General features: G+C 57.5%; 20 protein-coding genes. 13 read left to right on the plus strand and 7 right to left on the minus strand.

Features of this window, described 5'->3' with window-relative positions; all coding sequences use genetic code 11:
- Window positions 1-47 precede the first annotated feature (47 nt).
- From JOE32_RS04165 to JOE32_RS04180, 4 genes are all read left to right on the plus strand, one after another.
- Window positions 48-977 carry a hydroxymethylglutaryl-CoA lyase gene (locus JOE32_RS04165; RefSeq protein ID WP_209981700.1) on the plus strand — a complete coding sequence of 310 codons (930 nt, stop codon included), beginning with the start codon at window positions 48-50 and terminating at the stop codon, window positions 975-977.
- Between the two features lie 25 nt (window positions 978-1,002).
- Window positions 1,003-2,193: a CaiB/BaiF CoA-transferase family protein gene (locus tag JOE32_RS04170; RefSeq protein ID WP_209981702.1), complete on the plus strand. Its 1,191-nt coding sequence runs from the start codon at window positions 1,003-1,005 to the stop codon at window positions 2,191-2,193.
- 12 nt (window positions 2,194-2,205) lie between these two features.
- Window positions 2,206-2,730: a gamma carbonic anhydrase family protein gene (locus tag JOE32_RS04175; RefSeq protein ID WP_209981705.1), complete on the plus strand. Its 525-nt coding sequence runs from the start codon at window positions 2,206-2,208 to the stop codon at window positions 2,728-2,730.
- A gap of 66 nt (window positions 2,731-2,796) precedes the next feature.
- Window positions 2,797-4,113: an MFS transporter gene (locus JOE32_RS04180; RefSeq protein WP_209981707.1), complete on the plus strand. Its 1,317-nt coding sequence runs from the start codon at window positions 2,797-2,799 to the stop codon at window positions 4,111-4,113.
- Between the two features lie 40 nt (window positions 4,114-4,153).
- Here the strand turns inward: JOE32_RS04180 and JOE32_RS04185 are convergent, their stop codons facing one another.
- Window positions 4,154-4,774, minus strand: coding sequence for a LysE family translocator (locus JOE32_RS04185; RefSeq protein WP_209981709.1), 621 nt, complete (start codon window positions 4,772-4,774; stop codon window positions 4,154-4,156).
- Window positions 4,775-4,926: 152 nt separating this feature from the next.
- Between JOE32_RS04185 and JOE32_RS04190 the strand changes: the two genes are divergently transcribed.
- Window positions 4,927-5,475, plus strand: coding sequence for a GNAT family N-acetyltransferase (locus JOE32_RS04190; RefSeq protein WP_209981712.1), 549 nt, complete (start codon window positions 4,927-4,929; stop codon window positions 5,473-5,475).
- A 29-nt stretch (window positions 5,476-5,504) separates the two neighbouring features.
- On the opposite strand, the gene JOE32_RS04195 is transcribed toward JOE32_RS04190, so the two are convergent.
- Window positions 5,505-6,902 (minus strand): amidohydrolase family protein, encoded by a 1,398-nt coding sequence (locus JOE32_RS04195; RefSeq protein ID WP_209981714.1) that lies wholly within the window; start codon window positions 6,900-6,902, stop codon window positions 5,505-5,507.
- A 142-nt stretch (window positions 6,903-7,044) separates the two neighbouring features.
- Here JOE32_RS04195 and JOE32_RS04200 point away from each other — a divergent pair, with 142 nt between their 5' ends.
- The 7 genes from JOE32_RS04200 to JOE32_RS04230 all read left to right on the plus strand — a co-directional run bounded on the left by JOE32_RS04200 (window position 7,045) and on the right by JOE32_RS04230 (window position 15,162).
- The gene (locus JOE32_RS04200) at window positions 7,045-7,953 is read left to right on the plus strand and encodes a LysR family transcriptional regulator (protein ID WP_209981716.1); all 909 of its coding nucleotides are present in this window, start codon (window positions 7,045-7,047) and stop codon (window positions 7,951-7,953) included.
- Between the two features lie 154 nt (window positions 7,954-8,107).
- The gene (locus tag JOE32_RS04205; protein WP_209981718.1) at window positions 8,108-8,575 is read left to right on the plus strand and encodes a DUF1203 domain-containing protein; all 468 of its coding nucleotides are present in this window, start codon (window positions 8,108-8,110) and stop codon (window positions 8,573-8,575) included.
- A gap of 173 nt (window positions 8,576-8,748) precedes the next feature.
- Window positions 8,749-9,384 (plus strand): hypothetical protein, encoded by a 636-nt coding sequence (locus JOE32_RS04210; RefSeq protein ID WP_209981720.1) that lies wholly within the window; start codon window positions 8,749-8,751, stop codon window positions 9,382-9,384.
- Window positions 9,385-9,640: 256 nt separating this feature from the next.
- Window positions 9,641-11,227 (plus strand): hypothetical protein, encoded by a 1,587-nt coding sequence (locus JOE32_RS04215; RefSeq protein ID WP_209981722.1) that lies wholly within the window; start codon window positions 9,641-9,643, stop codon window positions 11,225-11,227.
- 74 nt (window positions 11,228-11,301) lie between these two features.
- Window positions 11,302-12,630: an RES family NAD+ phosphorylase gene (locus tag JOE32_RS04220; protein ID WP_209981724.1), complete on the plus strand. Its 1,329-nt coding sequence runs from the start codon at window positions 11,302-11,304 to the stop codon at window positions 12,628-12,630.
- A 92-nt stretch (window positions 12,631-12,722) separates the two neighbouring features.
- A complete protein-coding gene (locus JOE32_RS04225) occupies window positions 12,723-13,700 on the plus strand; it encodes an IS5 family transposase (protein WP_209981727.1) in 978 nt (325 codons plus the stop codon).
- Window positions 13,701-14,262: 562 nt separating this feature from the next.
- A complete protein-coding gene (locus JOE32_RS04230; RefSeq protein WP_209981729.1) occupies window positions 14,263-15,162 on the plus strand; it encodes a hypothetical protein in 900 nt (299 codons plus the stop codon).
- Window positions 15,163-15,279: 117 nt separating this feature from the next.
- On the opposite strand, the gene JOE32_RS04235 is transcribed toward JOE32_RS04230, so the two are convergent.
- Both JOE32_RS04235 and JOE32_RS04240 read right to left on the minus strand, forming a co-directional pair.
- Window positions 15,280-15,966, minus strand: coding sequence for a tetratricopeptide repeat protein (locus JOE32_RS04235; protein ID WP_209981731.1), 687 nt, complete (start codon window positions 15,964-15,966; stop codon window positions 15,280-15,282).
- Between the two features lie 14 nt (window positions 15,967-15,980).
- Entirely contained in the window at window positions 15,981-16,655 is a 675-nt protein-coding gene (locus tag JOE32_RS04240; protein WP_209981733.1) for a hypothetical protein, read from the minus strand.
- A 92-nt stretch (window positions 16,656-16,747) separates the two neighbouring features.
- Between JOE32_RS04240 and JOE32_RS04245 the strand changes: the two genes are divergently transcribed.
- Window positions 16,748-17,512, plus strand: a complete 765-nt coding sequence (locus tag JOE32_RS04245; protein WP_209981735.1) for an NAD(P)-binding domain-containing protein — start codon at window positions 16,748-16,750, stop codon at window positions 17,510-17,512.
- Window positions 17,513-17,525: 13 nt separating this feature from the next.
- Here the strand turns inward: JOE32_RS04245 and JOE32_RS04250 are convergent, their stop codons facing one another.
- The 3 genes from JOE32_RS04250 to JOE32_RS04260 all read right to left on the minus strand — a co-directional run bounded on the left by JOE32_RS04250 (window position 17,526) and on the right by JOE32_RS04260 (window position 22,641).
- Window positions 17,526-18,671, minus strand: coding sequence for a sensor histidine kinase (locus JOE32_RS04250; protein WP_209981737.1), 1,146 nt, complete (start codon window positions 18,669-18,671; stop codon window positions 17,526-17,528).
- A 147-nt stretch (window positions 18,672-18,818) separates the two neighbouring features.
- Entirely contained in the window at window positions 18,819-20,312 is a 1,494-nt protein-coding gene (locus JOE32_RS04255; protein WP_209981739.1) for a methyl-accepting chemotaxis protein, read from the minus strand.
- 169 nt (window positions 20,313-20,481) lie between these two features.
- Window positions 20,482-22,641, minus strand: coding sequence for a TonB-dependent siderophore receptor (locus JOE32_RS04260; protein ID WP_209981741.1), 2,160 nt, complete (start codon window positions 22,639-22,641; stop codon window positions 20,482-20,484).
- Between the last annotated feature and the right edge of the window lie 114 nt (window positions 22,642-22,755).

Below are 22,755 nucleotides of genomic sequence, written 5' to 3' on the forward strand. Positions count from 1 at the left end.
ATGGCTCTCTAATCTGAAGTGACGCTTCGGCCTGTGAGAGTTTTTTCATGACAACAATAACAATCAATGAAGTCGGCATGCGTGATGGTTTGCAAAGCCTTCAAGCCATTATGTCGACGTCTGCCAAACGACAATGGATCGATGCCGCCTATGCCGCCGGCGTACGCTATATGGAGGTGGCGTCCTTTGTGCCCGCCAAACTTTTACCGCAGATGGCCGATGCCAAAGAGGTCGTCGCCCATGCCTTGAGCTTTCCGGATCTGGTTGTCACGGTGCTGGCGCCTAACCTGCGTGGCTGTCGTGATGCACTGGAATCCGGCGCTCACCGAATTATTGCGCCGGTGTCCGTCAGCGCTGCCCATAGCCTGGCTAATGTGCGTCGTACGCCGCTGGAGATGGTCGAGGAGTTGGCGCGGATGTGCCTGCTTCGCACCGAGCTTGGCTTGCACAACGTTCAGGTCATTGCCGGAATGTCTGTGGCGTTTGGGTGCACCCGCCAAGGTGATGTGCCATTGAGCGATCTTTGCGAGCTAACCGGGCATGTACTGCAAGCCGGTTGCGATCGGGTGTCCCTGGGAGACACCACGGGCTATGCCAATCCAGGCCAGGTCGCGTGCACCTTGCAGGCGATTCGCGCCATCGCGGGTGACAAGCTCAGGGCTGCGCACTTCCACGACACGCGAGGCCTGGCGCTTGCCAATAGCCTGGTCGCCGTTCAGCAAGGTATCACCGAGCTCGATTCGTCATTGGCCGGGTTGGGCGGTTGTCCGTTCGCACCGGGCGCATCCGGCAATACCGTCACTGAGGACCTGGTGTTCATGCTCCAAAGCATGGGCCACGAGACCGGCATTGACCTGGCTGCATTGATCGCATCCCGCGAGGTGCTGCGCGACGCCTTGCCGCACGAAACCCTTTACGGCTGCATTGCCCGCGCCGGCCTGCCACTCAATTACGTGTCGGCTGCCAGTCGCCGCTGAACCTGTCTGATCGAGGAAAACAATAATGTCCAGGCTTCCATTGGACGGCATTCGTGTCGTTGAAATTTCTCATATGGTGATGGGTCCGACCTGCGGAATGATCCTGGGTGACCTCGGTGCCGAGGTGATCAAGATTGAACCCATTCGCGGAGACGGTACACGCCGTCTGCTGGGCGCGGGTGCCGGTTTTTTTCGCACCTTCAACCGCAACAAACAGTGCATCGCCATCGACGTCAATACTGCACAAGGCCGAGATGCGGTACTGGCTTTGATCGATACCGCTGACGTTTTCATCGAGAACTTCAAACCCGGTCGCATGAGCGAGCTCGGCTTCGGTTACGCAGCGATTCGAGCGCGTAACCCGCGCATCATCTACGCCTCGCACAAAGGCTTTCTCAGCGGCCCTTACGACAATCGCCTGGCCCTGGATGAAGTGGTGCAAATGATGGCAGGCCTGGCCTATATGACCGGCCCGGTAGGCAGACCTCTGCGTGCCGGCAGCTCCGTGAATGACATCATGGGGGGCATGTTCGGTGCCATTGGTGTGCTTGCTGCACTTAATGATCGTAATGTCACGGGTGTCGGTCGTGAGGTGCAGAGCGCGCTTTACGAAAACTGCGTATTGCTCGCCGCACAGCATATGCAGCAGTACGCCGTGACCGGCCAGGCGGCTGCCCCGATGCCAAACCGTATCAGCGCCTGGGCCATTTACGATGTGTTCGAGTTCGCCGGTGGCGAACAGATGTTCGTCGCTGCCACCGGTGAAGGCCAATGGAGCGCCTTGTGTCATTTGCTGGGCCAGAGCGCCTTGCTGGACGACCAGACCCTGGCGACCAACAACGATCGCGTGCTGCAACGGCCGCGCCTGTTGGCTCACCTGGCTGAGGTGTTTGCCACCATGGACGCTCAAGCGTTGGCCCTGGAACTCGAGGCCAACAGCATTCCGTTTGCACCGATTCGGCGACCCGAGGAACTGTTTGAGGATCCTCACCTGCTGCATAGCGGCGGCCTGGCAAATCTTGAACTCGAAGACGGATCGTTCACCGCCATGCCGTTGCTGCCGTTGTCCCTGGATGGCGAGCGCCTGCAACCGCGGCGATCAATTCCACGCGTCGGCGAGCATACCCACAACGTCATGCGCGAACTGGGCTACAGCGATGAACACATCGCCGAGCTGTGTGCCGCCGGTGTTCTGAAAACCGATGCTCAGGCTTGAGGGGGAACTGTCATGGCGATTTATCAATACGACACCCTTATTCCTGCCATTCACGCCGAAACGTTCATCGCGCAGGACGCCACCATCATCGGCAATGTCATCCTGGAAAAGGGCGTCAGTGTTTGGCCGCAGGCGGTACTGCGTGGTGACAACGAGCCGATCAGAGTAGGGCGGCACAGCAATGTGCAGGAGGGGGCTGTGCTGCATGCCGACCCAGGATTTGCGCTGACGGTGGGCGAGGGCGTCACCATCGGCCACCAGGCCATGTTGCATGGTTGCACCATCGGCGACGGAGCGCTGATCGGGATTCAGGCTGTGGTGCTCAATGGCGCGGTCATCGGCAAGAACTGCCTGGTCGGTGCCGGGGCGGTTGTCACCGAAGGCAAGGTGTTCGCGGACAACTCCCTGATTCTCGGCTCGCCCGCCAAAGTCGTGCGCGAACTGACACCTGAAGCAATTGCCGGTATGCAGCAAAACGCCGCCGACTATGTCGTTAAAGGTCAGACGTACAAGGCCAAACTTATTCTAATCAGCTGAACCCATTGAGCAGGGTTCCTGAGGAACCTTGCTTCTCTCCAATAATTACAACAATGGAGAAATATCATGGTTGCCATGACTGGCGAAATCGCGCTCGCGCGCAACACAGAAACGATCAACGAGCTGCTGCTCTATCGGCGTGTGGCCTGGCGCATTATGCCGCTGGCCATTATCTGCTTTCTTTTTTCCTATTTTGACCGAATCAACATCAGCTTCGCCAAGGCCCAGATGCAGCAAGAGTTGGGTTTGAGCGACGCGGCGTATGGCCTGGCTGCGAGCATGTTTTTCTTCGGCTACGTGCTGTTCGAAGTCCCCAGCAGCCTGGGGCTCAAGCGCTATGGCGCGCCTGCCTGGATCTGCCGGATCATGGTTTCCTGGGGGCTGGCGACGGCGGCGTTGATGTTCGCTTACACCCAATACACCCTGTACTTCCTGCGCTTTTTGATCGGCGTCATGGAAGCCGGTTTTGGCCCGGCGATCCTGTTCTACCTGGCGTGCTGGTTTCCCAAGAAGCACCTGGCGAAAATGAATGGCCTGTGGTTCCTCGCTGTACCTTTGGCAGGCGCCGTCGGAGGGCCGGCAGCGGGCATTCTGTTGGGCACGATGGATGGCGTGTTCGGTCTGGCTGGCTGGCACTGGCTGTTCCTGATGTCCGGGCTGCCCTGCGTGGTACTCGGCCTGCTGGTACTGTGGAAACTGGACCGAGACATCGAATCGGCCAAGTGGTTAAGCCGTAGCGAGAAGGACCTGCTGGCGGCCAATCTGGCGCATGACAAGGTCAACCAGAAACCGGTATTGGGCTCCTTGTGGCGTGTGTTGCTGACCCGGGAAGTCGCGATCATGGCGTTCATCTACTTCGTGATCAAGTCCGCTTCCTATGGCCTCAACTTCTGGATGCCGCACCTGATCAAATCTTCCGGCGTGCAGGATCTGCTCTGGGTCGGGATGCTTTCGGCGCTGCCTTACATCGTGGCGTGCGTCGGCATGATATGGCTGACACGGCGCTCCGATCGTACCGGTGAGCGCAAGCGTTATCTGGTTCTGTGCCTAATGGCGGCGGCAGTGGGCTATCTGCTGGCCTGCCTGTTCTCGGACTCGTCATGGGCCATGATGGCCGCTCTCGTACTCGCGACGGCGGGCACCTTTATCGCGATTCCGATTTTCTGGACCATTCCGCAATCAACCTTTTCGGGATTGGCGATCGCCACGGGCACGGCTGCAATCAACTCCATCGGCCAGTTGAGCGGCATCGTTGCACCTGTGATGGTAGGCAAGATCAACGATCTGTCTGGCTCCACCTACATGGGCATGCTCTCCATCGCGCCATTGATTTTAGTCGCCTGTTTCGTCGTCATGCGCTACGTCAAGAATCCTCGGCCCTGACACGGCGCGCATGAACGGGCACGCTGAAGCGCGAGATGGCTCAAGCCCGGCGGGCCATCAACAACACCGTTGCCGCCGCCGACAACAACCCGGCGCAGCACCGATTGAATATCCGCTTGCCCCGTGGCGCTGCGAACCAGCGGCGCATGTGCAGGCCCATGTAGGCGTAGGCGCTGATGGCGATCCATTCCAGGGCCAGGAACATCGCGCCCAGCAAGGCAAATTGCGGCGTGACAGGTTGGTCGGGGACCACGAATTGTGGGAGGAATGCAGTGAAGATCAGGATCGCTTTCGGATTGCCCGCCGCTACCAGAAACTCCTGACGCGCCAATGCCCATAACCCTGCCTTATTGGCCTGCGATTGCGCATCGGCCAGCGGATTCGCGCGCCACAGCTGGAACGCCAGGTAAAACAGATACGCCGCCCCCAGGATCTTTATCCCGTAGAACAACAACTCCGAGGTCTGCAGCACTATCGCCAGCCCGGCCGAGGCGAGAGCGATCATGCCGGCGAAGGCCACCAGGCGCCCGATGCCGGCCAGGCAGGAAATGCGGTAGCCGTACCGGTTGGAGTTGCTCACGGAAAGCAGGTTGTTAGGGCCGGGCGCCATGTTCAGGGCAAAGCACGCGGGGAGGAATAGAGCGAGGGTGGAGAGGTCCATGGCGGCTCCGGGCTCGTGAGACTGAGAGGGATCAGGATAAGGTGGGTGAGGGCGTTCGGGCAATCGGCCAGCCGTGGAGGTGAGCAGTTAGCAACTTAACCTTTCTGGCTTCTACTCAGTCAAACTTGGCTATCAATGAACCAGGAGAGGTTATGAACTACTCGGTGGAAGGTAACTGCCTTCGAACATTGGAACGTAACGATTTCGAGTTGATCAGCCGTTACGAAAAAGCGAACTGTGCGCACCTACAGCCTTGGGAACCCCAGAGGGACGCACAGTATTTCACCATTGACAACGCCAGGGCCAGAGTCGAACAGCAGGTGGAAAGCATGGAAGCCGCAGCGTCCATGTTTTTCCTGTTGCTCGATAACGAGAGCGGAGAGCTTCTCGGTCGATGTAACTACACGAATATTGTGAGGGGCGTTTTTCAGGCCTGTAACCTCGGTTTTTCATTAGCCGTATCTGCGCAAGGCCAGGGTTTAATGAGAAAAACACTGCAGATCACTAACCGTTATTGCTTCGAGCAGATGGCGATTCATCGAATCATGGCCAATCACCTACCCAGCAATATCCGAAGTGAACGTCTTCTAGAATCACTGGGGTTTGAAAGCGAAGGCTATGCGCGTGCCTATCTGAAGATTGCAGGGGTGTGGGAGGATCACACGTTGAGATCTTTGATCAATCCGTTGGACTGTTTTTAAGTGCCGCTACGCAATCTCCTCCTGGCTCTTCACCGGGCCGATTCAAGCGGCGCAAATGTCTCGGCAAAAACGTCAGGCTGATAGCCTGCAGCAGCAAATAGATACTCACGGGATTCGTCGATCGCCGTGCGAAGCTGCTCGCTATCCACACCCAGTACCTTACCGTCGCGCTTGACGACGCGTCCGCCAATCATGACGGTGTCTACATTGCTGCGTTCGGCCGCGTGTACCACCGTGCCGAATGCGTTGCCTGACGGGTACAGGTTTATGTCCTGTGCATTGATAAGGATCAGGTCGGCTTGCTTTCCGCGTGACAGGCTGCCGATTTTGTCCTGCAATCCAGCACAGGCGGCGCCGTCGGCAGTCGCGGCCTTCAACAGGCGATGAGCCGGCAATGTAAACGGGTGATGGTCTGATCCGCAGCAGCGCTGCTGGTGCATGCCCATGACACGCTGCAGGTAAAACGCCACCCGCATCTCCATGAACATGTCACCACTGTAGGATGTTTCGTTATCCACGCTCAGTCCCGGACTGATACCGTGACGCAGGGCCGACTGCATGGCGAACATTCCATCCTCGATGCCATAGTGGGCATCCGAGCGCGGACACACGTTGACCCGCACGCCAGCCTCGCGAAGGATTTTCCATCCTGCGTCCGGCAGTGAGGTGCAGTGGTTAAAGATGTTATCCGGGCCCAGCAGTCCTTGCCGGTGCAACGCTTCCAGCTCAGCGGCCATTTCTCCCCCAAAAAATTCGGTGATGATCGGCAGGCCCAGCCGCCGGGCTTCAGCCCATAGCTCAGGTTCCAACGGTGCCATCACTGCAAGAGAAACCAGCGAGTTGTCGCCGTTCTTGAAATACTTTTCCTGCAGGCGCTCCAGGTTGCCGGGCCAGTGGTCTTTGTCCCAGTCCCCGGACACCGGCGCACCGCTGGCGTGTATTGAGCGAATACCTGCGTCAAGCAGTGCCTCGATGGCTGCGTCGGAGTGCGCGCCGGTGCGGCTATTGTGCGAGTTATCAACCACCGTGGTGATGCCGGCGTCGATACAGCCCAGTGCGGTCAGCAGGTTGCCGATGTACATGTCCGCAGGGCGATAGTATTTGGCAAACGAGTAGTGCGTTGCGTTGCAGTAGTCTTCCAGCGTTTCGGCATTTGGGTTGAGCCGACGCAGTTGTCCCTCCCAGGAGGGACGATGCGTATCGACCATGCCCGGCATGGCAATCATCCCGGATGCCTCGATAACAACGGCGTCGCCGGCTTCGATATGTTCCTGAATGGCTCTGATGGTACAACCTTCGATAAGGATATCGCCGCGTACCAGATTACCTATGCCACCGTCCATGCTTAGAACAGTGGCTCCGCGGATAACCGTGCGGGCGGTCTGTGACGCCGAGGCGTGTACGATATTGCGCTTATATTCGGTCATTTCCAGTTCACCTTTTAAATGCAGTGAGAAAAAGGTACGGAAAGTGATACTCCCGAAAAAGGAGGTTAAACTGTTTTAATTATTCAGCAAATACGAACAATGATGACCGCGCGCGTTGCGCCGTTGCGGCTAGTGGAAAAACATGGATCGGATCCAGGCAATGCAGGTTTTCGTCCGTGTGGCAGAGGCGGGCAGCTTTACTCATGCGGCACAAACGCTCTCCTTGCCGGCCTCGACGGTGACCAGCAGCGTTAAAAATCTTGAAAAATATCTGCAGGTGCGTCTGCTTAACAGAACAACACGTCGCGTCAGCCTGACGCCGGAGGGAGCACGGTACCTGGCGCAATGCCGGGAGATACTCGAGCTGATCGAGCATACGGAGTCCAGCCTGACGCAAGACGCAAAACGCCCGCAAGGTCGTTTGCGGGTGGATATGCCCGGTGGCATTGCACATTTTATCGTCATGCCAAACCTGCAAGACTTTTACAAACGGTATCCCGATGTTTACCTGATGATAGGCGTCAACGACCAGCAGGTTGATCTGGTTCTGGAAGGCGTCGATTGCGTCATTCGTACAGGGCACCTCAATGACTCAACGCTCGTTGCGCGCCCACTCGGCCGGTTTCGCTGGGTGACCTGTGCGTCTGCGGCCTATCTCGGAGCGAACGGTACTCCGCAAACACCGGAGGACTTGCTCCACCATCGAGCCATCCATTATTTTTCAGGGCATGACCGGGGAGTGGGTAAAATGCGCTTCGTCAGCGGCACCGAAAATATCTCAGTCCCGGTGAGCGGTGCGGTGGCTGTCAATGAGACAGGACTCTACATAAAGATGTGTCTTGAAGGATTCGGCCTGGTGCAGGTTGCCGAGAACGTGGTCTCTGAGCATCTGCAGGAAGGCCGGCTGATCGAGGTGCTTGCGGACTGGCAACCCGCCTCAGTGCCCGTGACCTTGCTCTATCCGCATCAGCGTTTTCTCTCGCCGGCCGTACGCGCATTCGCTGACTGGATCGCCGAGCTTGTACGCGACGGCGATTCAGCTCAACCATGAACAGGTTCGAGTTGAACGTTTCGCTCGACCATCATCCCCGCCATGGCTTTCAATTCATCGAATCGCGGCAGCTTGAATAAAGCAGCAAGAATCGGATAGCAGGTACGGTACGAATTCCAGCCTGATAGAACTCCAACCCCATAGGAGTTCGACCATGGCGTTTCGTATCACTGGCCTTTACCCCGAGCCATTCCAGTCACTGTTTGGATTGCCCGACAAAGATCTCGCATCGCTCGGGATAAATCGTTACATCGTTGACAGCCACCCAGGCTTTCCTGACCGTATCGAAATGAAGGATGCGCAGCCAGGTCAGAGCGTGCTTTTACTCAACCATGTCAGCCAGCCTGCCAAGACGCCATACCGCGCCTCACACGCGATCTTCATACGGGAGTGGGCCACACAGGCTTATGACGCAGTCGATGAGGTACCCGAGTCCATGCGAATCCGCCTGCTATCACTTCGCGCTTTCACTGATGATGGGATGATGCTCGACGCCGACGTCGTTGATGGAATAGCAATGGAAACTGTCGTTACCCGGATGTTTGCCAATCCAGAGGTTGGGTGCATTCACGTGCACCATGCCAAGCAGGGTTGTTACTCTGGGCGGATAGATCGGGCGTAGTCGACGCAGGTGTTGGTGGTTGGTTCTTCTTTCGGCTTTGCTGGGCAGCGACGGGCCGGTTGCTGCCCGCCGCGAACGGCAGCAATCGGCCAGACACAGTCTCCCTGTACGCATCCAGCGAGGCGCATTGGACTCTGCTGACGTTATGATGCCCATCTGCATAGGAGGACATCTTGGACAAGCAAACGCAGATATTGAGATTGGTGCAGGAGCTAGAAGACGAGCTCGATCAGTTTCCCCTCTCCAGCGTAATCCGATCGCACGCGGAGTTAACTAAACAAGCACTCGATGCTTGGTCTGATCGCCTCCGGGAGATAGGCCATCCGGGGCGAAAATTCTGGGATCACCCAGCGGAGCTAATATACGACGAGGCCGGTGTACTGCTCGGGGCCATGTTTGTACTTATTCAGGCGGCCATCACCGAGACGGTTTCGATTGTAAAGCGGATCTACGAGCTAAACGGACAGAAGATAAATAAGAACGCCGTGATGTCGTTGGAGGCAGATCTCGATTCGAGGTCAAGCCTGAGCTACGTCGCGATCGCAAACGGAGCTGCAAATTTTTATAAACACCGCTTCGAGTGGCCGAAGGACTGGCGCGGCGCGCCAGGGCAATCGCAAGACACAATCACTCTTATCCGCACACTAGGAATGAGCCCCGAACAAGATTTGGCGGATAACCTGCTTTCCGCCGTCCATGCCATCATGAATTCAACTGACAGCAACCTGGCAGACTTAGCGGGGCTGGTCGTGGAGCAATGGCGATCGCGACTTGCGCTGCAGCTCCGTGGGCAGTTCCAGCTGGCCTAGTTTCCCTAGTATGGAAATGGACATGCTTGTCCTTTGAGTGTCGCAACGCCGCTCGCTCGTCGTCCAAGCACTGATGAGCCCGGAACTAGCTGAGCTCTACCAATTAGGAGTGACAGAAGCCGGCCAATAGCGGCCACTAGCTAGCGGCCCTTTTCGGCCAGTACCAGCCATGGGAATGCTCAATGTGAAATGATGGTGCAAGGCTCTTTGTTAGTCTAGGCTGGCCTCTGCAGTCAACTCCCACGGAAAGGACCCCATGATAGAAACGTGCGCGCAGATCCATCGGAAGCTCTGGTACAGCAATGAGCTCGCGGTGGCGCAAGGCTATGGAAAAAATCCCCGCGACGAGGCGCTGCTGAAATCTTTGGCGATCAAGCTGAGCATTCCGGATGAGAGCTTTATTCTTTCCGACGAGAGTAAGGCTATCAGCGCCCAACAGTACCTGATGGCCATGCTAGAGGTCCTTGAACCACTCTCGGTCATGTTCCAAGACATCTGGAATTACTGCGAACGCAGCATGACGAAGACGTCGAAGAACACCCTCGACATCAGTTGGAATTTCAACATTAAGGGTGACCAAGTCACGATCAATTTCGAGGCCTTTAGGCGCTATCGCCAGCTACTTGAGCAAGTACCAGAAAGCAATGCTTTCAATAATCTCTGCAATGGCTTCGCTGACGCTTGCAGGAACTATCAGGAAAACAGACCTAACGAGAGACCAGCCAAGCTGCCAGCTAAGCCTAAAGGTGCGATGCCCAAAAGTGTCGCTTCAAGGATTTACGACCTATGCGAAAGCGTGCGCGACCAGGGGCTGGAAAAAAGCGGCTACCGGGGGACGGCTGATGCAGTACCCGCGTTATGGGCCATCAAGAACCTATCGCTCTGGGATATGCATGCCTTTGCACATCTACAGTCACTGCTGGATCAATGTGCCCCCAATCTCAAGGCCGAAGACATCCTTGACTTGCCATTCTGGCGCCATCGTTGGCAAATCTACGAGCTTTGGTGCTTGGTCACTACGCTACAGCTGTTTGCGCGACGCGGATTCGAGCTCAATCGCTCGCCGACAGGTGCGGCACTACTTGAGTTGGGGCAAACGGTCGTAGTCGCCGAACGCAAGAGCCTCCCATTTGGCCAGATCATCTACCAGCCGTCCTATCTGCGTCGCGCCGGCAAAAATGTACAGCCGGATATCGTAGTTGTCCGTGGTACATCGACGGTGATTCAGCCAGATGACGTGGCCGCTATCATCGAATGCAAGCAACATAAGATGCCTGACGATGAGTCGTTGAAGACGCTGAAGAAACGCTATTTCGATGGTGTGGCCGCGTCCTATGCTGATGCCGTCGCCACAGACGGCGCACTGGTACTGGTGAATTACGACAACGTCGATTTTCCCCACGATTACACGCTAATCGACGAGTTCAGACCACAGACGCGGCATACCCTAGCTGCACCGCTAGCGGCCGTGCTCAACGAATTCTCACAAGTTGAAGTTCAACCCCAGCCCGTGCTGATCATTGATGGTTCATCAAGCATGGAGGCGAGGCTGGCCGCGCTTCGAGACAAGGTTGGGCAATTGCATAGCGACCTACTAACGTCCCATAAAGTCATCTGCCTACCCTCAACTGGCCCCCTAGAGGTCGACATGAATGCGGTCGGCGCGTGGCTGTTTGCCGGTAGTGAAAGTGTTGAGCTCTTCACCCGGGGCGTGCGCCTAGCCAAGCAAATGTATCCGCTTGCGACGGTGCATATCATCACAGACTTGAAGGCGGATTCCATGATCATGTCTGAGCTTGCAAAGGCATGTATCGACATCCCGTTCCAGGTGCATTGTATTTGAGCACCGCCAATCGCCAGGCTCTCAGTCAGGTAGCCTTGCTTTTACAGTTCACGATGTAGGCGGATGAGGCATCCATGGAAGAGCAGGTGTGTTGGGGATGTGTTGGGGATGCGATCTTAAAAAGCAGCATCATGTCGGAAGGGGATGCCGCGAAATGTTCGTTCTGTAACAAACGGCGAAAGTGCTGTTCCATTGGATGGCTAACTGCGGAAGTGCAATCCGTCTTGAGTTGGCTGATCCGGCCTGGCGACAGCTACCCGATTTTTGGCGAGGATGATCGAGTCAGTCATGAGGAGCGGTTTGGTGACCCGTTGCAGTTCTGGATCGGCGATGTGTTGGGCCTGTCCGATGACAGTCTACCAATCGTTGCAGCTATCTCACGTGAACTACAACCATCGCACCGAGACATTGCTGATGGGGGGGAAAGCGAGTTCCCGCCCGACATCAACTACGTTGAACGCCGATATCGCCCGGCTAACGTCGAGCGTCGCTGGAAGCGATTCAAGGCGGAAATAATGTATGGACGCAGATTCTTCAGCTCTGAAGCCAAGCCATTTCTGGATTGGCTTTTTGCAGGAGCTGAAGAGTTTGGGGTTTACACGCCCTTCGCAGACCGTGAGTCGGTAATAAGAACGATCCCTGCAGGCAGTACATTCTATAGGGCCCGTCGGTGCGACAGCAGAAGTGCAGTGGAAAAGGTAATATCAAACCCTGTCGCCGAGCTTAATGCTCCCCCTAGGCAATTCGCAAAGGCTGGGCGGATGAACCCAGCGGGAGTTCCCTTCTTCTATGGTGCATTCGACCGAGCGACTTGCATTGCGGAGCTTCGACCACCCGTTGGAGGGAATGTTGTAAGCGGAGAATTTGTGATCAGCCGGGATGTGCGAGTTTTTGATTTCGCGGGCCTTGACACCGCGTACATCGAGAGTGTCCCGACTAGCTATTTTGACGATACGTATCAGGAGCAAAAGCAGCGTGAGCACTTCCTGAAGTCTTTGCACAAGATCATCAGTTCGCCGGTTTTGCCGGATGACGAACACGAGTACCTCGTGACGCAGGTGATTGCAGAATACTTTGCCACCCAGCCACCCAACCCTATCGAAGGGGTGATTTTTAGGTCGGCTCAACGACAGAATGACAGCGATGCCCGGAATATTGTTTTATTCACTGCCGCTATTCCAGCATTGGCCCTCAAGGCAGAAACCTTGCTGGTTCACCAAGTCACGGCAGTGATCTACGAGGAGGTCACGTTTGACGTCAAAAACGGTCACATCGAAATAGACCCAGCCGACGCTGACGATGAATGGGATTTCAACCCCAACGATTTTGACCCGTCAGATTGGGACAAACGGGAGGGTGAACAACACCTTATTACCTCCCTGGAGGAATTAGATCAAATGTAAAGCAGTGATGAATGACTCCTAGGGAAACTCTGAAAAAGACTTTCAGATTTGGTGAAATAGCCGTCTGATCCGAATACGACGGTTGAGCCCCGATGAAACAGATGTCCTTCGCCGATGCCGAGTACGCCGGCAAACGTAAGCAGACCCGCCGCGAGCGTTTCCTGATCGAGATGGATCAGGTCGTGCCCTGGAAGGGTCTGATTGCCTTGATCGAGCCGTATTATCCGAAAGGCGAAGGTGGTCGTCCGGCGTATCCGTTGATGGCGATGTTGCGAGTTCATCTGATGCAGAACTGGTTCGGCTACAGCGATCCGGCGATGGAAGAAGCGCTGTACGAGACCACTATCCTGCGCCAGTTTTCGGGACTGCATCTGGATCGGATTCCCGATGAAACCACGATCCTCAACTTCCGGCGCTTGTTGGAGAAACATGAATTGGCCGGCGGGATTTTGCAGGTCATCAACGGTTATCTGGGCGACCGTGGCCTGATGTTGCGCCACGGTACGGTGGTCGATGCGACGATCATTCATGCGCCGAGTTCGACCAAGAATAAAGACGGCAAACGCGACCCCGAAATGCATCAGACGAAGAAGGGGAACATGTATTTCTTCGGGATGAAAGCGCATATCGGCGTCGATGCCGAGTCGGGTTTGGTGCATAGCCTGGTGGGCACGGCGGCCAATGTGGCGGACGTGACGCAGGTCGATCAGTTGCTGCATGGCGAGGAATCATACGTATCTGGCGATGCCGGTTACACCGGCGTGGACAAGCGTCCTGAGCATCAGAATCGCAAGATGATCTGGTCGATTGCCGCCCGGCCCAGCAGCTATAAAAAACACGCGAAAAAGAGTTTGATCGGGCGCCTGCGGCGCACAATCGAATATGCGAAAGCACAAGTGCGGGCGAAGGTTGAGCATCCATTCCGAGTGATCAAGCGTCAGTTTGGCTATACGAAAGTGCGCTTTCGCGGCCTGATGAAAAACACCGCGCAACAGGCCACGCTATTTGCCCTGTCGAACCTGTGGATGATGCGAAAACGACTGCTGGTCGCGGGAGAGGTGCGCCTGTAATGCGGGAAAAGCGCCTTGAAAAGGCGTCGCTCAAGGGTGAAACGATGAGTTAAGAACAGGAAAGGTCTGATTTCTGACCAGCCAGCGTTTTTTGAATCTCTACCAACGAGGGCATCAAAAATCGCTGACTACTTCAGACCTTCCCTAGTCACTCTTCATCGACTTTGAGTAATTCCTAGATTTGAATGTCTACTTATGGGTGGCCTTTGCTCTCCAGCCTCAAGGCCCCCCCACCTCTGCGGAAGCCACTAGTGACGCATCGACTCGACTCGACTCACTATCTTCAGAGATCATTTCTCAGTTCAGGTCAATGTTGAGAGCGGAGCATGGGTGGCCGCTTTGTCTGACAAAACAGTTGGTCAGGTGATGTGTTCGAGTGACCGCTCATGGCCGATTGTTGCCTGTCACGAAGGGCAGAAGTCGACCCAAAGCTGACGTTGGTGACAGGCAGAGAACCGCCAGAAGCGGTCGGCGGCTTAGCTGCCCGATACATTGAGCAACTGAGCTTCTTTTAGCGCATTTTTTCGTGTTGTGGCACTCTGCCTTCACACGGATCGATGCCTTGATCGTAAATCCTGTTTTAAAGTACGAAGGACCAGCAGTGATTGACTTAAAGAAGGACACTTACACAATCTTGAATTTCAATTCGGATTTAGATGAGCTGATCAAAAAATACAAAGATACGCTTCTGACCGCTCTAACAGACGACACTCAGCGATTAATAATACGACACTACCTACGCATAATTGATGAGCTTTGCCGTCAAGCTTGCGAATGCCTTAAGAACAAATCATATTCGACGCTTGAAGCCCTATCGCGTGTGGTAATGGAGCAATCTGCCAATAAGCTCTATGTGGGTATGGATGAAGGAAATAATGGCCGTTCTCTACTGCGTAGCAGCAATCAGCTGATTGAAAGCAACGGAAAAGCTTGGACAGCATATCTTGAGTCGCAAGATGCTCAGAACCCTGCGGCCCAAGCGAGGCAGAAAAATGGTGCTTCTATGTTATCGCACTTCAATGAAGAATGGAGCGATGTCGCTAGATATCCTAGCGGGAAAGGTTTATTCAAGGCTTTGGGGTGGGAGAATCATTATTACGCTTTTTATGCACCACTCTGTGATTCCGTTCATAGCTTTTCAGATGAAATGTCAGCCTTAATAGGAATTGGCAAAATATTTGAGCACTCTGAAGTAGAGGGTGTAAAAACGCTGCAATATTGGGACAAGGAACGTCGCCGCCTTGCTACTTATCATTTTGCGGTAGCTCTTGGGCTTCGAGCAGAAGCTTTTGCACGCTTATGCGAATTACAATTAGGTGAGTTCAAAGACGAAAAGGCGGATAAGCTTTTCACAAAACTGAAAAATCTGGTCGAAACTCACGACAACTTCGACCACGCCAGGCTGGACGCAATGAGCAAGGGTTTAGTCGCGTATCTAAAATTCCCTATAAAAACATGGTAATTAAATTATTCAAATCGTTATAACGGGACAGATTTATTTTCCTTGGGTTGAACGCCCGCTTCTGGCCGATTGCAGCCCTTCATAAAACCCAACAATCAGCCAATAACCACTCTCCTGTTACGGCACGGATATCCCATACTCAGCCAGCTTCGCCTTGTGCTTCTCCTCCACGTATTTCTTTTTGACGATCTGCGAGAACTTCAGGAAGTCAGCCTTGGCGCTGTCCCTGTCTCCCAGATGGTCGTACGCGATGCCGCGCGCGTAGTAAGCCCAGGCAAAGTCCGGCTGGCGTTGAAGGCCGGTGCTGAATGCTTCAGCGGCTTCCCGGTACTGGCCCAGGTCTGTCAGTGCAAGGCCCAGGTGATAGTAGGTCGGCATGTGGAAGCCCGAGCCTTTTCCGGCTTCTCCCAGGCCGTTGTCCAGGTTGTACTGCACCAGTTCAAGGGCTTTTTTCGGGTTGCCAGCGTCGCGATACATGGCACTCAAGTCCAGGTTGGCGCGTGGGTCAGGCTTGGTCGCCAATTGCAGGGATTTTTCCTTGGCTGTAACGGCTTGCGCAAATTGCTTGAGGTTGCTGTAGGCGTCGGCCTGCAACGCGTAAACCAGACTTTGCAGTGAGGCGGGCAGGGTGTTTTTCTGCAGGCACAAATCACCCTCTTGCAGCACCAGAGGGTAGTTCTCGGCTTTGTAGGCCTTGAACTGAGTTGCGCAGTGCGCAAGGTTGGCTTTTTGCGGGTTCTGCATTCCGGCACATCCGGTGAGAATGAAGACGCATGCTATGAGTGCGGGCCAGCGAATAGTCATGAAAAACTTCCTTGTCAGTCAAACAGCCGAGCGTTGAGGTCAGGGCGATAGACCTGCAAAAGCGGTGCGGTCACGGTGCCTTGCAGCGAGCAGAACACAGTGGTGTGTCCCTTGAGCGGCGGTGTCGCGTCGCCCTTGTCGACCATGAACACGCGGTCTACGAAACCAAACGGCGTGGCGACGCCAGGGCCGGTCAAGCCTTCGGTGCGCCATTGGCCGATGGGGTCACCGACGCGGCGAATTTCGGCGCGGGCAATGGCTTTGCCCTCACTGACAAAGCGTGCGTTATCGACAATCAGCGGCTTGAGTTTTTCGGCCACCTCTTGCGGCAGACCATCGGCTACGAAACCCCAGAACAGAAAGTTGCCGACGTCGTTCATGGTTTGTGCCTGGTTGTAGTAGCCGATCATAGGCACGCCGTTGACGATCAGGGGCTTTTCGAAGCGTTGATAGGTGCCACCTTCCTGCAACGGGTTCATGATGGTCGGCGCCTTGACCGAGCCGTACTGACTCAGGCGCAAGGTATCTGCCGGCAGGCGGGCGTCGCGCAGGCTCTCGAAGAAATGCGCATCGCAGCGAGAGAACTCGGTCAGGAGCTGTTCGGGCGTGGTGACGGTCTGAGCCTGGGCGGCATTACAGGCAGCGGCGACGGCGAGCAAGGCAACGCCGGAAAAAACGGATCGGAACATTTGAAATCATCCGTGAAGTAGGAACAAAAACTGTCGGCTTGTCAGTCGCGAACTTTAGCAAAACGGCACTGCGAACAAAACGGAGCAATCACATGCTGAACATCGGAATACTAGGCGTCGGCGAGCTCACCGAGAAAGTCGTGATCGGCCTGCGCCGCAGTGGCTTCACCGGGCAAATTCTGCTGTCTGCGCGCAACCATGAACGTGCCCAGGCGCTGGCCAATCGTTGTGCCTGCGAGGTGATGGCCGACAATCAAGCGGTCGTCGATGGGTCGGACCTGCTGTTCCTCGGCGTGCGGCCTGATGCGGTCGCGCAGCTTGCCACGCAGGTGCAGCTCAAGCCTCGGCAGACGCTGGTCTCGCTGGTCGCCGGCTTGACCCTCGGCGACCTCGCCGGGCACTTTCCCTCAGCACTGCCGGTGCGGGCGATGCTGTCGTATACGGCGCAGATCAACCAGTCCACGGTGGTGATCAGCCCGGGTGGCGAGCCCCATCAATCGGTACTCGGCGCGCTCGGGCAATTGGTCGTGCTGGACGATGAGCCCGAGTTCGAACTGGCCACGGTCGCGGCTTGCATGAACGGCTGGTTCTATTTCTTTGTGCATGACCTTCAGCAATGGTTTACCGCCAGGGGGTTGTCCGAGGAGCAGGCACAGCAACTGGTGATGGGCAATCTGCAGGATTGCCTGGCCAGTGCCCGCCACCAACCCGACACCAGCGTGAAAGCGCTGGGCGAAGCGATTGCGACGCCGGGCACCTTTACCCGAGCGGGGCTGGAGGTGCTGAGGGAGCAGGGCGCAACCCAGGCCTGGGCTCAGGCGTGTGACGAGGTGTTGGCGCGGTTGAAGAAACGCTGATTGTCACGCGGCGTCAGGCAATGGTGGAGGCGTCTTTATCCAGCGCTATCTTTACCTGGAACACCGTGCCCCGGTCCGCGTCAGAGCTGACCTCGATCGTTCCACCATGTGACGCCACGATTTCCGACGCAATAAAAAGACCCAGGCCCAAGCCCTCCGTGGGGCCGTGATCAATTGCCGTGCGCTGGGAGAAGCGGCCCATCGGGTTGAAGATGAACGGCAGCACGTCTTCGGGTATCGCCTCACCGCTGTTGTGCACCGAGAACACGGCGTGGTGCTCGTGAGTCGTCAGCTCGACCTTGATAGGCCGGGCGGTGTCGCCGTGCTGCACCGCGTTGCTGATGATGTTCGAGAAGACCTGTTGCATCCTCGCGCCATCGAACAGCCCGGCGACCGGTGACGGTGTTTCGAGCACGATCCTGGCCTCGGGATGAAACGCCTGGATTTCTTCAACCACACGCTCGCAGAGCGGTGCGAGGTCAACCGCTGCGGTTCTGACCGGAATCCCCGGTCCCATCTGGCAGCGGGTCAGGTCGAGCAGGTCGCCGACAATCTGGCTCGCGCGCCGCACGCTGGTGTAGATCTGATTGGCGACTTTGGTCGAGCGGGCGCCGGCGCCTTCCGAACGCCTGAGAATGTCGGCACCCAGCATGATTGCGCCAAGCGGGGTGCGCAGGTCGTGACCGAGAATGCCGAGGAACACGTTGCGCGAGGCCTCGACCGCACGCGAGTAACTGGCGATGGATTCGGCGAGTGCCTGATCAATGGCCTCGTGGAAGCGGGTCATGTCGTCGACGTTGATCGGCGTGCCGTCCTGGACCTGGCGCATCCACTGGCTGACCACGCTGGTTCTGAGGGCGCGGTATTCCGAGACCATCTGGTCAATGGTGAAACCTGCCATCAGCCGCGTGATGGCGTGGGTTTCGGCAGCGGTTTCCTGCTCATCCACCGGGCCATGGCCCTGGGCCTTGGCCGTTTGCTCGCGGCGGGTCTGGCGGGTGCGCAGGTCCGACACGATGGCCCGCAGCATCTGCTCGGCGTGATCGCGCAGCGCCAGGCTGTCGAGCTCGGCGCCCGGCGTCTTGATGGTTCTGGCGAAATCTTCCCAGGCCTGCAGAATCGGCTCGAGGTGTTCGAGGATGAAATCGGGCAGGCGCATGTCGTGAATCCTGGTGGGAGGCGATGCAGAGGCGCGCAGAGTAACCCATGTGGAGAGGGGGCTTGCCTCCGATTGCGGTGTATCGGCCAAAGATGTACTGGCTGGCCCACCGCAATCGGGAGCAAGCCCCCTCCCACAGGTTGATTGTCAGGGGTGAAACCTGCGCCCCAGCGCGTCCAGGCGCACGGCAATCGGCGGCAGGCGCTCGCTGCTGCGCGCCAGGGTTTCCACGTCGTCGGCGGTGCTTTGCGCGATGCTCTGCACCGACTGCAGGCGTCCGACGATTTCAAGGTTCGCCGAGGACTGGTCGCGGGTGGTGCTGACGATGCGCCCGTTGAGCGCGTCGATCTGCGCGATGTCATGGCCCACCGCTTGCAGCATCTCGACGGCCTGCCGGCTGTCTTCCACGCAGCGTTCCACGCCTTCACGGCTGTCGTGCATGGCGGCGACGGCCTGGCGGCTGCCGTGTTGCAGGCCTTCGATGATGGTCTTGATTTCCTGGGTGGAGAGGGCGGTGCGCTGGGCCAGGCTGCGCACTTCATCGGCCACCACCGCAAAGCCGCGGCCTTGCTCGCCGGCGCGGGCGGCTTCGATGGCGGCGTTGAGGGCGAGCAGGTTGGTCTGGTTGGCAATGCTGCTGATCACCTCGAGCACCGAGCCGATCTGTTCGGCCTGGGCGGCCAGGGATTGGACGGTGGATTCGGTGCCGTTGATGTGCGAGGCCAGTTGGTTGATTTCCTGGCGGGCGCGGCTGACGCTCTCCTGACCGCGCACGATCTGGCGGCTGGCCTGACCAGCGTGCTCCACGGCCTGTTCGACCTGCACCGTGATGTGGCCCATGGCGTCTTCCATGCGCTGCATCGAACCGGTCATCTCGGTGATCTCGGCCAGTTGATGCCGAGCGCCTTTTTCCAGGGTGCCGCTGGCGCTGGCCAGTTCCTGGCCGAGTTGCCCCAGGCCATGGGAGTCGCGGGCGACGCCGTCGATCAGGAGGGTGAGCTGTTGCAGGAAGTGGTCGAACCGTTTGGCCAGGGACACATGCACCTTGCCTTCGGTGTGCGCGCTTTCGGCGGTGAACTGCGAGGTCACTGCGAGCATCTTGTCGAGCATTTCCTGGCTTTCGACTGCTTCGGCCTGGCTGTGCACCGCCAGATAGAGCAGTGCGATCGTTTCCATGACCACGTAGAACGCGTGCACGAAGACCATCGTCCAGCCGCCGTGATGCTCCATCACGAACACCGGGAAGCCCTGATGCTGCAAGGCGTGGAACACCACGTGATGCACGGCGATGGTCGCGGCGGCCACCAGGATCGGCAGCCAGTCACGGTAAAAGGTCAGCACTGCCAGCAGCGCGAAGATCCCGAAGTGGGATTCGATCACGCCCTGAGCCTGGTTGATATGCAGCGCGGCCATTACCATAAGGCCGGCGCCCAGTGCGCAACGCATCAACCGGCTGCCACCGATGGCGCGGTACAGCACGGTGAGCACCAAAGCAGTGCCGCCACCGACCAACAGCGCCTGTATCAGGGTGTCATGCCAGAACGCCAGGCCCAGGGAAAACAGGAACATCAGCCAGATAAGCGCCAGCATGATGCGGTCGGCCTTGCGGTAGTGCTCCAAAAAGGGGCTGGGGACGGGCATTCACGTTTACTCCTTGTGGTTTGGCCAGGAACAAAGCATGGGGCGTGCCACGACGGCCGCGTGCTGAGTGAAGCGGATCGTTGTTTTTTTGCGCTTCAGGCTGTTATCGGCAAGCCCGCACGGGACTTTAAGCCAGGAACGGCTGCCCGGGCGGGCAGCCGCAGGAGGGTCAGAAGCTGTACTTGGCGGTCAGCATCATGTTGCGCGGTGCGCCGTAGGAATCGCCGCCATAGTCCACGGAGTTGGCGATGGTCTCGTAGTACGTGCGGTCGAAGATGTTGTTGGCGTTGAGCTGCAGGTCCAGATGCTGATTGACCTGGTAGCCGGCCATCAGGTCGGTGACGGCATAAGCGCCCTGTTTGAGCCGGTAGCGGCTGCCATCCGCGACGGTCAGGTCGTTGTACATGCGGCTCTGCCAGGAGATGTTGCCGCCCACGCGGAGTTTTTCCAGCGGGCCCTGGAAGTTATAGCGCGTGGTGAGCTTGAACAGGTGTTCCGGGGTGTCGGTGTCGAACTGCTTGTTCACGCTCTGCGGATTGGACGGGTCCTTGATCACGTGGGTGCGCGCGTAGGTGTAGCCACCGCCCACTTGCCAGTGTTCGGTAAGGGCGCCTTGCAGTTCAAAGTCGATACCCTGGCTGCGAATCTCGCCCGAGGCCTCAGCGCAAGAGGCCTGCGGGCAGTTCGGCACCACCACGTCGACGGCGCGGTTCTGCTGATCGACGCGGAACAGCGCGACGCTGGCATTCAGCGCGCCACCCAGGTATTCGCCCTTGATGCCCACCTCGTAGTTCTTGCCGACGATGGGCCTGACCGGGGTGCCGGAGGTGTCCTTGGCCGTCTGTGGGGTGAAGATATCGCTGTAGCTGGCGTACACCGAATGATGATCGTCCAGGTCGTAGATCAGGCCGGAGTAGCGGGTGACGTTGCGGGTGACCTTGTAGTCGCCGTCGCCATCGTGGTTGTCGTAGTCGTACCAGTCCAGACGGGCGCCGAGGATCAGCTTCAATGGGTCGGCCAGGCTCAGGCGGGTGGTCACGTAGACACCGTCTTGGGTGGTGACTTCACGACCGTTGGCGGTGTGGGCGAACTCCGGCTTGCCCGCTGTGAGTGGCCAGTTCATGTCGTATGGCGAGTAGCTGTGAGTGGTCAGGTCGTAGACGCGACGGCTGGCGCCCACCACCAGTTCATGGGTGCGCCCGAGCGCCTGGAAGGGGCCGCTGACAAAGGCGTCGAGGCCCGCCTGGTTTTCATCCGCTGCCGACTGGTACACGGTGCGGGCCAGGGTGTTGTTGACCCAGCGCGACTGGTAGGAACCGGAAAACAGGGCGTTCTGCTCGGCGTAGTTGGCGTTGACCTGCAGTTTCCAGTCGTTGGCCAGTTGCTGACGCAATTCGGCAAAGACCGTGTTGATTTCCTGGTCCTTGTTCTCCCAACGTGTACCGGGGTTGTAGGAGCGCGACAGGTTCAAGTGGTGACCATCCTGGCCTACCATCGACGAGCCCCAGAAGTAGTTGGTCTTGTCCTTCTGGTTCGAGAAACCCAGGGTCAGGCGGGTGTTTTCACTGAGGTCGGCTTCGGTGACCGCATAGAACAGCCCGTGGTAATCCCCGACATTGTCGATAAAGCTGTTGGCATCGCGGTAGGAGGTGACCACCCGGCCACGCCAGGTGCCGCTGTCATTCAGCGGGCTGGAGGCATCCAGCTCGCCACGGTAGTTGTCCCAGGTGCCGGCCGCGCCGGTGAGGGTGACTTTCTGCTCGTCCAGCGGCCGCTTGCGGATCAGGTTGATGGCGGCCGAGGGGTTACCCGCGCCGGTGACCAGGCCCGTAGCGCCACGCACCACCTCGACGCGGTCGAACATCGCCAGGTTCGGTTGGGCACCCACGTTGACGCCGTTGTAGCCACTTGGAATGCCGTCGTACATCAGGTTATCGATGTCGAAACCGCGCGCGGTGTACGACTGCCGGCCAGGGCCGTTGGAGAAGTTGAGGAATAACCCCGGGGTGGCGGCGACCACATCATTGATGCTGGTCATCGCCTGGTCGTCCATGCGCTGACGGGTGACAACGGTGACGGCCTGTGGGGTTTCACGCAGGGTCAGGGGCAGCTTGGTCGCGGTTTTCATCGCGCCCGTGGTGTAGGACTGCGTGCCCTCGGTGGTTTCGCCCAATTGCCCCTCGCCGGAAACTTGTGTGGCGCCCAGTTCGATAGGGCCGGAGGAGGGCTCGACCTCGGCGGCAAAGGCCGCGTGTGAACTGGCGAGACAAATGGCCAACGCCATCAAACTCGGTGCAAAAATGGTGTTGCCTTGTTGTTGCACAGACATGGAACAAGCTCTCCCCGATGCGCCTTCCCTGGCGAATAATAAGACGGTTGATAATTATTCGCATCAGTGTGACAGAAGGTGTCCGGGCAAAAAAGCGTTTGCAGAGAATTGGTT

The sequence above is a fragment of the Pseudomonas sp. PvP025 genome (assembly GCF_017832155.1).
Taxonomy (GTDB): Bacteria; Pseudomonadota; Gammaproteobacteria; order Pseudomonadales; family Pseudomonadaceae; genus Aquipseudomonas.

What these genes read in the sequence shown, in the direction of transcription:
- JOE32_RS04170 (WP_209981702.1), top strand. Translation starts at nt 1,003, where the DNA reads ATGTCCAGGCTTCCATTGGACGGCATTCGTGTCGTTGAAATTTCTCAT.
- JOE32_RS04190 (WP_209981712.1), top strand. Translation starts at nt 4,927, where the DNA reads ATGAACTACTCGGTGGAAGGTAACTGCCTTCGAACATTGGAACGTAAC.
- JOE32_RS04260 (WP_209981741.1), bottom strand. Translation starts at nt 22,641, where the DNA reads ATGTCTGTGCAACAACAAGGCAACACCATTTTTGCACCGAGTTTGATG.
- JOE32_RS04225 (WP_209981727.1), top strand. Translation starts at nt 12,723, where the DNA reads ATGAAACAGATGTCCTTCGCCGATGCCGAGTACGCCGGCAAACGTAAG.
- JOE32_RS04175 (WP_209981705.1), top strand. Translation starts at nt 2,206, where the DNA reads ATGGCGATTTATCAATACGACACCCTTATTCCTGCCATTCACGCCGAA.
- JOE32_RS04240 (WP_209981733.1), bottom strand. Translation starts at nt 16,655, where the DNA reads ATGTTCCGATCCGTTTTTTCCGGCGTTGCCTTGCTCGCCGTCGCCGCT.
- JOE32_RS04255 (WP_209981739.1), bottom strand. Translation starts at nt 20,312, where the DNA reads ATGCCCGTCCCCAGCCCCTTTTTGGAGCACTACCGCAAGGCCGACCGC.
- JOE32_RS04205 (WP_209981718.1), top strand. Translation starts at nt 8,108, where the DNA reads ATGGCGTTTCGTATCACTGGCCTTTACCCCGAGCCATTCCAGTCACTG.
- JOE32_RS04195 (WP_209981714.1), bottom strand. Translation starts at nt 6,902, where the DNA reads ATGACCGAATATAAGCGCAATATCGTACACGCCTCGGCGTCACAGACC.
- JOE32_RS04165 (WP_209981700.1), top strand. Translation starts at nt 48, where the DNA reads ATGACAACAATAACAATCAATGAAGTCGGCATGCGTGATGGTTTGCAA.
- JOE32_RS04235 (WP_209981731.1), bottom strand. Translation starts at nt 15,966, where the DNA reads ATGACTATTCGCTGGCCCGCACTCATAGCATGCGTCTTCATTCTCACC.
- JOE32_RS04250 (WP_209981737.1), bottom strand. Translation starts at nt 18,671, where the DNA reads ATGCGCCTGCCCGATTTCATCCTCGAACACCTCGAGCCGATTCTGCAG.
- JOE32_RS04245 (WP_209981735.1), top strand. Translation starts at nt 16,748, where the DNA reads ATGCTGAACATCGGAATACTAGGCGTCGGCGAGCTCACCGAGAAAGTC.
- JOE32_RS04185 (WP_209981709.1), bottom strand. Translation starts at nt 4,774, where the DNA reads ATGGACCTCTCCACCCTCGCTCTATTCCTCCCCGCGTGCTTTGCCCTG.
- JOE32_RS04200 (WP_209981716.1), top strand. Translation starts at nt 7,045, where the DNA reads ATGGATCGGATCCAGGCAATGCAGGTTTTCGTCCGTGTGGCAGAGGCG.
- JOE32_RS04220 (WP_209981724.1), top strand. Translation starts at nt 11,302, where the DNA reads ATGGAAGAGCAGGTGTGTTGGGGATGTGTTGGGGATGCGATCTTAAAA.
- JOE32_RS04215 (WP_209981722.1), top strand. Translation starts at nt 9,641, where the DNA reads ATGATAGAAACGTGCGCGCAGATCCATCGGAAGCTCTGGTACAGCAAT.
- JOE32_RS04180 (WP_209981707.1), top strand. Translation starts at nt 2,797, where the DNA reads ATGGTTGCCATGACTGGCGAAATCGCGCTCGCGCGCAACACAGAAACG.